This is a genomic window from Mycolicibacterium arcueilense (assembly GCF_058536225.1).
The window spans coordinates 1-12,825 of sequence record NZ_JBZTYL010000036.1 but is presented as its reverse complement, the minus strand read 5'-3'; the positions used below and the strand labels follow the sequence as shown (position 1 = coordinate 12,825).

At 68.4% G+C, this 12,825-nt stretch carries 9 protein-coding genes; 5 read left to right on the top strand and 4 right to left on the bottom strand.

Annotated features, from left to right (window positions below; translation table 11 throughout):
• Positions 1-174 precede the first annotated feature (174 nt).
• Both iniR and AC4LGL_RS30570 read right to left on the bottom strand, forming a co-directional pair.
• A complete protein-coding gene (gene iniR, locus AC4LGL_RS30575; RefSeq protein WP_491842029.1) occupies positions 175-2,667 on the bottom strand; it encodes an isoniazid response ATPase/transcriptional regulator IniR in 2,493 nt (830 codons plus the stop codon).
• Between the two features lie 10 nt (positions 2,668-2,677).
• Positions 2,678-4,465 carry an Hsp70 family protein gene (locus AC4LGL_RS30570; protein WP_491842028.1) on the bottom strand — a complete coding sequence of 596 codons (1,788 nt, stop codon included), beginning with the start codon at positions 4,463-4,465 and terminating at the stop codon, positions 2,678-2,680.
• Positions 4,466-4,662: 197 nt separating this feature from the next.
• Here AC4LGL_RS30570 and AC4LGL_RS30565 point away from each other — a divergent pair, with 197 nt between their 5' ends.
• From AC4LGL_RS30565 to iniA, 3 genes are all read left to right on the top strand, one after another.
• Complete coding sequence (locus AC4LGL_RS30565) at positions 4,663-5,211, top strand: Rv0340 family IniB-related protein (RefSeq protein WP_491842027.1); 549 nt, start codon at positions 4,663-4,665, stop codon at positions 5,209-5,211.
• 284 nt (positions 5,212-5,495) lie between these two features.
• Positions 5,496-6,617, top strand: a complete 1,122-nt coding sequence (locus tag AC4LGL_RS30560) for an IniB N-terminal domain-containing protein (protein ID WP_055110714.1) — start codon at positions 5,496-5,498, stop codon at positions 6,615-6,617.
• Positions 6,618-6,708: 91 nt separating this feature from the next.
• Positions 6,709-8,574 carry an isoniazid-induced dynamin-like GTPase IniA gene (gene iniA / locus AC4LGL_RS30555; protein ID WP_491842026.1) on the top strand — a complete coding sequence of 622 codons (1,866 nt, stop codon included), beginning with the start codon at positions 6,709-6,711 and terminating at the stop codon, positions 8,572-8,574.
• On the opposite strand, the gene AC4LGL_RS30550 is transcribed toward iniA, so the two are convergent.
• Positions 8,567-8,845, bottom strand: coding sequence for a hypothetical protein (locus AC4LGL_RS30550; RefSeq protein WP_491842025.1), 279 nt, complete (start codon positions 8,843-8,845; stop codon positions 8,567-8,569). The genes iniA and AC4LGL_RS30550 overlap by 8 nt on opposite strands.
• Positions 8,842-9,156, bottom strand: a complete 315-nt coding sequence (locus AC4LGL_RS30545; RefSeq protein WP_491842024.1) for a hypothetical protein — start codon at positions 9,154-9,156, stop codon at positions 8,842-8,844. The genes AC4LGL_RS30550 and AC4LGL_RS30545 overlap by 4 nt, the downstream gene beginning before the upstream one ends.
• A gap of 126 nt (positions 9,157-9,282) precedes the next feature.
• Here AC4LGL_RS30545 and AC4LGL_RS30540 point away from each other — a divergent pair, with 126 nt between their 5' ends.
• Together AC4LGL_RS30540 and AC4LGL_RS30535 are read left to right on the top strand one after the other, a co-directional pair.
• A complete protein-coding gene (locus AC4LGL_RS30540; protein WP_491842023.1) occupies positions 9,283-10,773 on the top strand; it encodes a dynamin family protein in 1,491 nt (496 codons plus the stop codon).
• Positions 10,774-10,803: 30 nt separating this feature from the next.
• Positions 10,804-12,729, top strand: coding sequence for an Hsp70 family protein (locus AC4LGL_RS30535; protein ID WP_491842022.1), 1,926 nt, complete (start codon positions 10,804-10,806; stop codon positions 12,727-12,729).
• The last annotated feature ends 96 nt before the right edge of the window (positions 12,730-12,825 follow it).

Genomic DNA, 12,825 nt, shown 5'->3' with positions numbered 1-12,825 from the left:
ACCAGTGTGTGTTCGAGACTCTCCACAGAAACGCCTCCATTCGGATGTTACCCGTGAGTAACTTGGGCATAGTTACCCGTCAGTAACTTAGCTTCCTTCAGCTCATAGTGACATTTAGGTGTTTCTTGCCGCTACCGAGGCTTACCTAACTTTGAGGTCACTGTGGTATGGATCTCAGCCCTGCGGCGCCAGCATCGCCCTCAGCATCGACAACATCTCGGTGCGGGATTCGGCTCCCAGACGCCGTCGGATGCGGGCCACATGGTGCTCGACGGTCTTCGCCGAGATGAACAACTGGCTGCCGATGTCGCGATAGGGCATGCCGAGCAGCAGCAGTTCGGCCACCTCACGTTCGCGGTCGGACAGCTTGGTCGACGAAGGAGCCGGTGCCTGCGGAGCGGCGCCGTGCGGCGGGGCCGAGACGACTTCGACCTCCTCGACCGCGCTGGTCTGCTTGAGGTCGCGGGCCAGTTGCAGCATCGCCTGGGACACCCGGGGATCCGGGGTCTGCAGTGCGGCCTGGCTGGCCAGCCGGGTGCCGTCCCAGGTCAGGCCGAACTGCGACAGCCCACGGGCCGCGATCGTGACCTCATCGGTGTCGACGTGATTGGCCAGCACCCGCAGCCAGATGCGCCCCGCATTGGCCAGCGCGCGGGCGAACGCGCTCTCACCGGCCGCCGCGGTCAGTGCCTGTCCGTGCGGGGCGACGGCTCCGGGCGAATTGGCCAGGATCCCGGCGTGCACGCCGGCCCAGTGCAGCGGCACCGACCACAACACCGGATTACCGAGCGCCGCGAGCAGGCTCCACGCCTCGGACAGTGTGTGTTCCAGGCGGTCGACCTGACGCATTCTGGCGCCGGCCACCCACAGCTCACCGAGCGGCAGCAGCGAGAACAGGTCGATCGAATACTCGGCGAGCACCTCGACCGCGGCATACCAGTGCTTCTGGACGGCGCCGCTGTCTCCGCTTCGCCGGGCGATCGCGGTACGCAACGCCGCCGCCCACAACGCGTCGCGACGGTGCAGATCCTCACCCACTTCGGCGGCGGCAGCATCCGCGGCGGCCGCGCCGAGCTGGCCGTCCTGCATCTTCACCCAGCCCAACAGCAGCCGGTGTCGAGCCGCGCTGAACGCCTCATCGCCGCTGCCGGCCCGCACCGCCCGGCTGATCACGCTGCGTGCCCGCACCGAGTCACCGCCGTGCAGGGCGGCCAACGTCACCAGGGCCGCCGGGGTATCAGGGGCGACGCTGCCGGCCTGATATTCCGCCGTGACCGCCTGTCCCAGCCGGGCCACGGTCACGGCGAACGGCTGATCCAGTGACAGCACCAGACCTTCGGCCAGGCTGCGTGCTGCCCGCGCCGTCGAGGTGGGTGGTCCGGCCGCCTCCGAGTTCGACGACGCCCGCGCCGCATCGGCGTCACCGGCGGCAAGGAAGGAGGTCGCGGCGGCTGAGCTGATCAAGGTGTCCGGATACGGGCCGAGCCACCGGAACAGGTCGGCGGCCTGGGCTGCACCGCCGTCGTGCATGGCGACGCTGGCCGCGACCCGCACCGCGGTGGCGCGTTCGGAGGGGTCCTCGGAGCCGAGCAACTCATCGGCCATGCGGGCTGCGGTGGTGCAGTCTCCGGCCAACGCCAGTGCGTCGGCCAGTCGCGTGCTCACCGCGGCAGCACCGGCCGTGACCGCGGCGCGGTAGAGCCGGGCCGCCCGCGCCGGCCGGGCCCGATTGTGGGCGGCGTGCTCGGCCAGCGCCTCGGCCAGCCGGTCATCGCGCAGTCCGTGCTCGGCCAGGCGTACCGCGAGGTCGGCAGACAAGGTCGACAGTTCGAGTTGCGAAGTGAGCAGGGAGGTTTCGATGTCGTGGTGGCGGGCGGCGCCAGCGATCTGGGCGAGCGATTCGTGTACCAACCGGACGAACCGCCGGTCGTGGGACGGCTCCACCAAGCCGCCGGCGCGAGCCCGATCCACCAGTGCCGACGCCTCGGCGCCGGTCAGCCGCAGTGCCGCGGCGACGTCGTCGGGGCCGAGATCGTGGCTGAGCGACAGGATCAGCAGCGCATCACGGGTGGCGTCGTCAACCAGGCGTAATCGGTGCAGCAGTGCGAACTTTGCCGCGTCGGCCGGGGCTTCGACCGCTTCCGCTGCTGCCCGCAACAGAAACGGCAGTCCGGCGGTCGCGGCCAGCACCGATCTCACGGTTTCCGCGGTGGCCGGTGATCCCAGCGCCGCGGTCAGCACCCGGCCCACCTCGGCTGCCGGCAGGGGGCCGAGCCGCAGTACCGGGTTCTCCCGCTCCAGCGCGGTGGCCAACGCATGCAACGGCGGGCGGTGGGTCAACGGCTCACACGCCGCCACCACCGTCGCCGACGAATCTGCGACTTTCTCTGCAAGACAGTCAATTTCGTCGTCGCTCAGCTGGTCTGCGTCGTCGACGACGAATGCCGCCTCGGCGGCATCGCCAGGTCGCGGAGCGCGGGTCAGCACGGTACGGCCGGCCTCGCGCAGTGCGCTACGGATCTCGGCGAGCACCGTGCTCTTGCCGGTTCCGATGCCGCCAGACAGGAGCAGCTTCACCGGCGCAGCCGGGTCGGCCAGTACCGCACCGATCGCCGACCGGGCAGCCAACGGAAGCTCCGGAACGGGTTCCGGTGCCGGGGCGGTCATCAGCGCCGACCTAGGCTCCGCCGCCTGGGGCCTCCGCCGCCGCAGTCGTGGTAACCGGCGGCTGGGTGGTGGTCGGCGGCTTCGTCGTCGTCGGAGGCTGCGTGGTCGTCGTCGGCGGTTGCGTCGTAGTTGTCGTTGTCGTCGGCGGCGTCGTGGTCGTTGTGGTGGTCGTCGTTGTCGTGGTGGTTGTGGTCGGACTGGTCGTTGTGGTGGTTTCCGGCGCAGACGTCGTCGTCTCCGGCGGTGGCGGTGGTGGCGGGACGACGACGGTGGTGGTCTTGACCCCGTCGGGCCCCTCGGTCACGGTCGTGATCGGCTCGGGCGGCGGCCCTTCCGGGGACGGACCCATCGAGTAGGTGGTGCTGGTCTCGGTGAGCGGGGTGGAATCCCCCTCGGAACTGGTCAACGTCACCGCGAGGCCGCCCGCGGCCAGCAGCACAGCCGCGGCCGCAGCCCCGAACAGGATCCCCGGGCGCTTGTACCAGGGCAGCGGCGCCGGTGCGGCGTCGAACATCTCCTCGTCATGGCTGAACTGGACGGGTGGCCGCGCCGCGGTCGTGCCCGGAGCGGTTTCGTACTCGCCGCCCGCATAGGGCACCGGTTCATTTCCAGGTGCATCGTCCTGCGACCAGGCCAGGGCGCTCCCTGCATCCCCGTCGTCGGCCGACGGTTGCGCCATGGTGGCACCCGCCGCCCAGGCAGCCGGACCGAGGCTGGTGGGGGCCATGCCGGTGGGAGCATCTGCAGCCGCCACCTCGGGGGCCATGCCGGTCGGTGCAGCGGCGTCGATGACGCGCTCGGCGACCAGAGCGGCGCCGAGGGCCACGTCGAGTTGTGGTCGCTGGGTTGTCACCACGGGGGCGCGCAACCGCTCGGACAGTCGCTGGGTCACCAGTGGGATCGCTGCTCCGCCGCCGACGGTGGCGACTGCGGTCACACTCGACAACGCAATGTTGTTGCGCTGCAAGGTGTCTTCAACGGCATCCAACAGGCCCGCCAGTGGCGCGGACATGAGTTGCTCTAGTTCTGGGCGGGTCACCCGGACATCGGAGTTGAAGCCCGGCAGTTCTGTGGGAATCGCCGTCGCGGTGTCGGCAGACAACCGCTCCTTGGCCTGACGGCATTCGGCCCGCAGCTTCGCCAGAGAACCGACCGCCGCGGTACCCGCCGGGTCGGCATCGTTGGCGGTCGCGATCCCGCTGAGCACGTGGTTGAGCAGCGCCTGGTCGATCTGATCGCCCGAGAAGTCGGGATAACGGAAAGTCGGTGCGATGGTGGCGAAATTGGCGCCGGCGTCGGCCAGCGTCAGGCTCGTCCCGCTGCCGCCGAAATCGCACAACACCACGACGCCGTCGGCGGGTAATCCCGGATCGGCCTGCAGCGCCGCCAGCGCGGTCAAGGAGTCGGGCACCAGTCCCGGCGGCACACCGGCCGGTGACAGCGCGGGCTTGTTGCGCAGTGCGCCACGCAAGGCGCCCACGGTGCTGGGACCCCAGTGCGCGGGTACCGCGATCACCACGGGCGCACCACCGCCGGCGGTGCGGGCCATGACGTCCAGGGCCTCGGCCAGTACCAGTTCACCGCGGTGCTGGGACCCGTCTGCGGCGACTAGGGGGACCGGGTCGCCGACGCGTTCCACGAAGCCGGCCAACGGCAACCCGCTGCCGGTGTACTCGCCAACGTCCGGCGCGCGGTCGCTGTGCAGCGTGAAAATCGATCGGCGGATCACCGGTTGGCGGCCTTCGCGGGCTGCCACCAGATTGGTCATCCCGATCGACAACCCCAGTGAGTCGGTCATCAGGCGTCACTCCTGTTGTCTCGGCCGACCCTCACCCTAACCGCTGAGGCATCCAGGGCCCGGCATTGTTCCCCTAGTGGCGTCAATCCCCTAATGTCCGCCCCCCTAATGGTGGGCGGGCAGGGGTGGGTTCGGCACCGATCCCAGCGTCCTCACAGCTGGCTAGCATTCGAAGCGAACCGTTGAGGAGGTGGAGCATGGCGAACACATTGTTGGACTTTGTGATGTCGCTGGTACGCGACCCTGACGCTGCTGCCCACTATGCCGCCGATCCGGCGCAGGCCATCGCCGACGCGCATCTGACCGATGTGACCAGCGCGGACGTCAACAATCTGATTCCCGTCGTGTCGGAGTCGCTGTCGACTGCCGGCGGTGGCGGTGCCTTCGGCGACCTGGGTGCCGCCGACCCGGGCGGCAACGTCTGGGCCAGTGGCGCGGCCACGGCGGCGTTCGACGCCTTCGGCGATCACGTACCGGTCGATGCCCCCAACCACGCCTGGGATACGACGGCGGGTCAGGTGATCGACCAGTCGGACTCCCTGGACCATCTGGTGTCCTCCGGGCCGGTCATCGACGACGTCGGCGTCCTTCAACAGCCGCTCGACGACGTATCGCTGCAGCTCAACGAGCCGGTCATCGAGGACGTGCCCGTCGTCGATCCGGTATCGGATGCGGTGTGGGATCACCACGTCGTCGACACCGAGCATCACACCGACGACCCAGGCGGCTTCGATATCTTCGACTGAAACCAGCCGACCTACCAATAAGCGCGCGACCCATGTGGTCGCGCGCTTATTGCGTTTACCAGCGGAAACGTCAATAGATTTGGGGCCGCCGGCCTATGCCCCTACCAATCCCCTATGCCCCTATTGGGGGAACCCCCTGCACCCCGGGTGGGGGCGATGCGGGGAGGGGAATCGACCCCGTTTCCGGTGTTGCGGCGCGCCCATAACGTTGTCTCCAGATCGCCGGAGAGCCCGGCACGGGGAGTCACCAGACACTCCACAGAAACATCCGAAAGGTTGGAGCAATGACCACTCTGATCGACTTCATCCTCGAGCTCTTCCGCAGCCCGGCCGCCGCGGCGTCCTACGTCGCCAACCCCGAGGGTGCACTGCGGGACGCGGGACTGCCCAACGTGTCGGCCGCCCAGCTCGCCTCTGTGGCGGCATCGGCTGCCCCGGCCGGCATCGCGCTGGGCAACGGCGACCCGGTCTACGGACTGCAGCGGGCCGTGGCGGACTACCACAGCATCGCCTCCCCGTTCTCCCCGCAGACGGCCTTCACCTCGCAGCCGACGTTCGCACCGGAGACCAACACCGATTTCATGAGCGGTAACTCCACCGATCTGGCCAGCCACAACAACGTGCCGGTCATGAGCCCCAACCAGGACGCGGGCGCCAACGCTCAGCAGGGTGCGTTCAACCTGGGCTTCGGGGACATCACGCTGGGGGACAAGACCTCCAACACCGCCACCAACGGTGCGGTCGTGAACACCGGCCACGCCGACGGGCCCATCGTCACCGGCGACGGTGCGGTGCTCGGCCACGGCAACACCGTCAACAACGGTGATGTCTGGGCCGGCTCCGGCTCGCACGTCAACGTGGGTGAGGGCAACGCCATCGAGGACAGCTCGCAGCACGCAGGCGGCAACGTCATCTCCGGCAACGACGGCCCGGTGATCAGCGATGTCGACATGAGCGGCGGACACGGCGGGGGCGCCAGCGCCAGCGGTGGCGGCGGCCTGCTCGGCATCGGTGGCGGACACGCCAGCGGTGGTGACGGCGGCAACGCGGGCAGCATCGTGATCAGCGACAGCTCCAACCATGCTGTCGGCGGTAACCAGACCACCGCCGGTCACGACGTGGGCAGCGGTAATAGCAGCGTGATCGACTCGTCGGTGCACAGCTCGACCTCGACGTCGACCACGCACAGTGTCGAGGACAACTCGTCCAGCTACTCGTCGAACATCGCCTCGGGCAACGAGTCTCACACCGCTCTCGGGTCGGGCAACGAGACTCACACCGCGTTCGGGTCGGGCAACGAGTCGCACACCGCGCTCGGCTCGGGCAACAGCTACGACTCGCACTCGCAGTCCCACACCGACGTGGCGTCGCACAACCCGATCGAAACCGGGTTCGACGCCTTCTGATCCGCACTGCATCGCAACGGGCGGAGACCCCATCAGGGGGTCTCCGCCCCGTTCGTGCGCCTACGGTGGACTCCGCAGGAGGGAACGTTCAATGACCCAACCGACAACTCAGCCGACGCAACCGGGTGACCCGCGCAAGGTCAAGGTGATCGTCGAGCTCATCGACCACACCACCAAGATCGCCGCCGCGCGGGACCGCGGTGACCTGGTGGAACGGCTGAAAGTGGCCAATGTGCGGATCAACGATCCGCAGATCCGCGTGGTCATCGCCGGTCAGCTCAAACAGGGCAAGAGCCAGCTGCTCAACTCACTGCTCAACGTCCCCGTGGCGCGCGTCGGCGACGACGAGAGCACCGTGCTGGCCACCGTCGTCTCTTACGGGGACCAGCCCACCGCGCACCTGGTGGTGGCCCGGCCCGACGGCGCCGAACCCGAGCGGATCGCCATACCGCCCTCGGACCTGACTAAGGATCTGCGCCGGGCGCCCGAAGCCGGTGGACGCGAAGTGCTGCGCGTCGAGGTGACCGCGCCCAGCCCGCTGCTCAAAGGCGGACTGGCATTCATCGACACCCCGGGCGTGGGTGGCCATGGGCAACCGCATCTGTCCTCCACCCTCGGCCTGCTGCCCGATGCGGATGCCCTGCTGATGGTCAGCGACACCAGCCAGGAGTTCACCGAGCCGGAGATGATCTTCATCCGGCAGGCGATCGAAATCTGCCCGGTGGCAACGATTGTCGCGACCAAGACCGACCTGTACCCGCATTGGCGGCAAATCGTCGGCGCCAATGTCGGCCACCTGCAACGGGCCGGTATATCGACCCCGGTTACTCCAGTCTCCTCAATACTGCGCAGCCATGCGATCCAGCTCAACGACAAGGAACTCAACGAGGAGTCGAACTTCCCGGCGATCGTGAAGTTCCTGTCCGACCGTGTGCTCTCCCGTGAGAACGACCGGGTCCGCGATGAGGTGGTGGCCGAAATCCATTCGGCTGCAGAACATCTTCTGCTGGCAGTCGATTCCGAACTCTCGGCGTTCAACGATCCCGGTGAACGGGAGCGGCTGACCGCCGACCTGGAACGGCGCAAGGAGGAAGCTCAGGAGGCACTGCAGCAGACCGCCCTGTGGCAGCAGGTGCTCAACGATGGTATCGCCGACCTGACCGCTGACGTCGATCACGATCTTCGCCACCGGTTCCGCAACATCACCGCGCACACCGAGAAGGTCATCGACTCCGGCGACCCGACCTTGCACTGGGCCGAGATCGGCGCCGAACTGGAAGAAGCGGTGGCCACCGCGGTCGGCGACAACTTCGTGTGGGCGTACCAGCGGGCCGAGGCGCTCGCAGCCGAGGTGGCCCGCACCTTCACCGAAGCCGGTTTGGAGGCCGTGCAGCTGCCGCAGATCGACGCCCGCGACATGGGTGCGGGATTCGGTGAGATGAAATCGCTGGCGCGGCTGGAGGCCAAGCCGATCAAGGCCGGGCACAAGGTGATCACCGGTATGCGCGGCTCCTACGGCGGTGTGCTGATGTTCGGCATGCTCACCTCCTTCGCCGGGTTGGGCATGTTCAACCCGCTGTCCCTGGGCGCCGGCCTGGTGCTGGGCCGCAAGGCCTACAAGGAGGACATGGAGAACCGGATGCTGCGGGTCCGTGGCGAGGCCAAGACAAACACCCGCAAGTTCGTCGACGACGTTGCGTTCGTCGTCGGCAAGGAATCTCGGGACCGGCTCAAAGGCATCCAACGTCAACTGCGCGACCACTACCGCGGAATCGCCAACCAGACCACGCGCTCACTCAACGAATCGCTGCAGGCCACCCTGATGGCGGCGAAGGTCGAGGAGAACGAACGCAATACCCGGGTCGCGGAACTGGAACGCCAGCAGAACATCCTCAAACAGGTCGTCCACCACGCCACGAATCTGGCGGGCGAGGGCAACCAGGCTCCGGCTAGGTGACAGCGATGACGATCACCGCGATCGCTGCGGTCAACGGAGCCGCCAGGCAGCCGATCAGCACTCCGAGACCGACCTGAGTCGCCTTGCCGCCCGAGAAGTAGAGCAGGCCTCCGATCGCGACCGCGATCAGCAGCGCGGGCAACACGAAGTAGAGCACGAAGATCACGAAGTATCCCATTGTCACCGCGGCGAATTCGAATATGAGGCTGGTGACCAGAGCCGCCGCGAAGCTGAGAGGACCGAACTTGGTCGGCGCGGGGTTGTCCGTCATCCGTAGATCCAGAATGCGGCGACCATCCAGCCGATCAACACGGCTGCAGCCGAACCGGCGACAGCCAGACCGACGCCGCGCCAACGGGATGACCGGTCTTTGAGGAGCACGATGCTGATCACGAGGGCGATCACGGTTGACGTCGCGGCCCCGGCCGACATCGTCGTCCGGAATGTGGCGCCGTCAAACACCCACTTTCCTGCCGCCCAGGTGGTCGACAGGAAGAGGGCCATCACCAACTGGAAAACCAGCGGTACCGACCAGGTGGCGGTCCGCCAGGTGTCGGAACTGACGCTGCTCGCAGATTCCATGTTCTGCACCTCCGTGCCGGCGGACCGAGAGGCTGACCGCGCGATCGCCTCGGTGAATATTCAAGCGTGTTCGGCACGATTTAAGCTCGAAGGGTTACCCAGCGTCGAAAGGTTGGACCCCGCAGCGTGAGCACGGCCGATCAGGTGCGCTCGATTCTGGGCGGCACCATCAAGGCGTACCGGGGCGATCCGGCCTACCGCAATCGGCCCGACGTACACAACGAGCTCGACCGCATCGGGCGCAGGCTCAACCAGCCGATCCGCATCGCGTTGGCCGGCACGCTCAAGGCGGGTAAGTCGACGCTCGTCAACGCCCTGGTCGGGGAGGACATCGCGCCCACCGACGCCACCGAGGCGACCCGCATCGTCACCTGGTTCCGGCATGGGCCCACCCCCAAGGTGACCGCCAACCACCGCGGCGGGCGGCGCGCCAATGTGCCGATCGCGCGGGACCCGCACGATCGCGGTCTCACCTTCAGCTTCGCCGGGCTGAACCCCGAGGACGTAGTCGATCTCGACGTCGAGTGGCCGGCCGCCGAGCTCATCGACACCACGATCATCGACACCCCGGGAACCTCGTCGCTGTCGCGAGACGTGTCGATGCGGACCCACCGGCTCCTGGTGCCCGAGGACGGCGTGCCCCGCGTCGATGCCGTGGTGTTCCTGCTGCGCACCCTCAACGCCGCCGACATCGCCCTGCTCAAACAGATCGGCGAACTCGTCGGCGGGTCGTCCGGTGCGCTCGGCGTCATCGGGGTGGCGTCGCGCGCCGACGAGATCGGTGCCGGGCGCATCGACGCGATGATGTCGGCCAAGGACGTGGCCAAGCGGTTCACCGAGGAGATGGACAAGACCGGGATCTGCCAGGCCGTGGTCCCGGTGTCCGGCCTGCTGGCGCTGACCGCCCGCACCCTGCGGCAAGGCGAGTTCGTCGCGCTGCAGAAGCTCGCGGGCATCGAGCCGGCCCAGCTGACGAAGGCCATGCTTTCGGTGGACCGGTTCGTGCGCGAGGACAGCTCGCTGCCGGTGGACGCGGCCACCCGCGCGGCGCTGTTGGACCGGTTCGGCATGTTCGGTATCCGGATCGCGATCGCGGTGATGCACGCCGGGGTGTCCGATTCGGTGGCCCTGGCCGACGAACTGCTGGAACGCAGCGGCCTGATCGCCCTGCGCGACGTCATCGACCAGCAGTTCGCGCAACGTTCGGAGCTGCTCAAGGCGCACACGGCGCTGCTGTCGTTGCGGCAGTTCGTGCAGCACAACCCGATCTACGCGACGCCCTACATCCTCGCCGACATCGACCCGCTGCTCGCCGACACGCACGCCTTCGAAGAGCTGCGGTTGCTCAGCCTGTTGCGCTCGCGCCCCACGACGCTGAACGAGGACGAGATGGCGTCGCTGCGCCGCATCATCGGTGGCTCGGGCACCGATGCGGCCAGCCGGCTCGGGCTGCAGCCCGATGCGCCGTTCGACGGTCCCCGCGCGGCTTTCGCGGCGGCGCAGCGCTGGCGGCGGCGTGCCGAGCATCCCCTCAACGACCCCTTCACCACGCGGGCCTGTCGGGCCGCAGTGCGCAGCGCCGAGGCGCTGGTGGCCGAGTACTCGGCGCGGCACTAACGAATCGGGCCCCGCCGCCGACATAGAGGTATGCGTGATTGCCTGGGGTTGTCCGTGGGGGCGACCAATCTGGTGGCGATCGCCGACCACACGCCGTTGGTGCGGCGGGCGGTGCTCACCGTGTCCGGGCATCGTGGGCCGGTGATCGGTGCGCCGTCCTCGGCCGATGGCGAGCTGGTGTTGACCGATTTCGTGGGACGGGTCGGCGATCCGGTGCCGCTGGTCGCCGCCGACGGCTCGACCCATCGCGCGGAGCAGTTGTTGGCCTCGGCGATCGAGGCGCTGACGCGTGAGGTCAGCCCCGCGCACCGTCCGGATGCGTCGGTGGTGGCGGTGCCCGCGCATTGGAACTCGGCGGCCTTCGATTCTGTGCGACGGGCGATGCCCGGCGTCCGTGTGGTTCCCGATTCCGTCGCAGCGTTGACGGCCATTCAGTCGTACCCGGGTCTGCCCGCCCGTGGCGTGGTCGCCCTGTGCGACTTCGGCGGGACCGGCACCAGCCTGACCTTGGCCGACGCTGCCGCGGGATTCGCGACCATCGGCCAGACGGTGCGGTTCGACGAGTTTTCCGGCGATTTGATCGACCAGGAACTGCTGCGACTCGTCCTGCGCAATCTGGAGGCCGAACCCGCCGGTACCGCAGCGGTGACCACACTGGCCCGGCTGCGGGATGAGTGCCGCGACGCCAAGGAACGGTTGAGCGATCAGAGCGCCACCAGCCTGGCCGGAGTTCGCAGCGCGATGAGGCTCACCCGTGCCGAGCTCGACGCGGTCGTGGACGGACCTTTGAGTGGCGTTATCGAAGTCCTGCTGGACCTGCTGCGCCGCAACGGTATTCACCCCGCACAGCTTGCGGCGTTGGTCACCGTCGGCGGCGGAGCGCGGATACCACTTGTCACCCAACGGCTTTCATCGGCTTTCCGGCTTCCGGTCACCACCGTGCCGCAGGCCCAGGTGATCGCTGCGGTCGGAGCCGGCCTGCTGGCCCGACGCGGGGTCGACGAGACCGCGACGCAGGTGGCGGTTGGGCCGGTGGCTGCTCCTGTGGCTGCGTCTGCTGTCTCGGCTTGGGCTTCGGCTTCGGCTTGGGCTTCGGCGACCGGCACGGTGGCCGCGTCCGCCCTGGCCTGGTCGGTGGAAGATTCGGCGGCTGAGGTCGCCGAGTTCATTCCCGAATCGGTGACCGAGGATTCGGCCCGCCCCGAATTCGTGTTCTCCGAACCACCTGTGGCGCCCGCTCCGGCGCGTGTTGCCTGGTACCGGCGCGGCGGCGTGGTGGCCTATGCGGCGGTGTTCCTGGCCGTTGTCGGCACCGTCGGCATGGTGTTGTCGGCGCGCGCCGACCGCCTCGACTCCGCGGTATCCGGACTGACGGCGCCGCAGACGGATCCGGCTGAGTCCCCGCTGGCCCAGTCCGCGCCCGCACCGCCGACCCGGACCGTGGTGGTGCGTGATCCATCCTGGCCAGGTCCTGGCACTGGTACTGGTACTGGTGAGCCCGCGCAGGCTGCGCCGCGCCCGGCGGCCGCGCCACGGATGGTGCAGAGCGCACAGAGTCCACCCGTTCCGCAGCGAGTGGCTCCCGCGCCGCAGGCACCTCTGCCACCGCCGGCCGCTCCGGCACCCGCGCCGCTGCCTGCGCCTCCGGTAGCACTGCCGCCGATTCCGGTGCCGCCGTTGGTATTTCCGCCCGTCACGCTTCCGCAGTTGCCGATCCCGACGTTCACGCCGCCGGTGCCTGCGCCCAGCCCGTCGCCGACTCCTTCACCGACGCCAGAGCCGACACATACCCCAGAGCCGACACATACGCCGGAGCCGAAGCCAGAGCCGACACATACCCCAGAGCCGACGCCTGAGCCGTCGCATTCGCCCGAGCCCACGCACACGCCGGAGCCCACCAAGGCACCCGAGCCCACGCCCGCAGCCACGCCCACCTCAGCTGCGCCCGCGCCCTGAACCGCTTACGTGGCGGATTGCTGCTTGATAGTGGCTGTTGCATTTTCTGTGCGGCTGATGATTCCCCTGGCATGTCGTTGGATGTGGCAGGGGATT

Excerpts from the sequence above, each read along its gene's own strand:
- AC4LGL_RS30570 (WP_491842028.1), bottom strand. The coding sequence starts at position 4,465 with ATGACCGACTCACTGGGGTTGTCGATCGGGATGACCAATCTGGTGGCA.
- AC4LGL_RS30535 (WP_491842022.1), top strand. The coding sequence starts at position 10,804 with ATGCGTGATTGCCTGGGGTTGTCCGTGGGGGCGACCAATCTGGTGGCG.
- AC4LGL_RS30550 (WP_491842025.1), bottom strand. The coding sequence starts at position 8,845 with ATGACGGACAACCCCGCGCCGACCAAGTTCGGTCCTCTCAGCTTCGCG.
- AC4LGL_RS30545 (WP_491842024.1), bottom strand. The coding sequence starts at position 9,156 with ATGGAATCTGCGAGCAGCGTCAGTTCCGACACCTGGCGGACCGCCACC.
- AC4LGL_RS30560 (WP_055110714.1), top strand. The coding sequence starts at position 5,496 with ATGACCACTCTGATCGACTTCATCCTCGAGCTCTTCCGCAGCCCGGCC.
- AC4LGL_RS30565 (WP_491842027.1), top strand. The coding sequence starts at position 4,663 with ATGGCGAACACATTGTTGGACTTTGTGATGTCGCTGGTACGCGACCCT.
- iniA (WP_491842026.1), top strand. The coding sequence starts at position 6,709 with ATGACCCAACCGACAACTCAGCCGACGCAACCGGGTGACCCGCGCAAG.
- iniR (WP_491842029.1), bottom strand. The coding sequence starts at position 2,667 with ATGACCGCCCCGGCACCGGAACCCGTTCCGGAGCTTCCGTTGGCTGCC.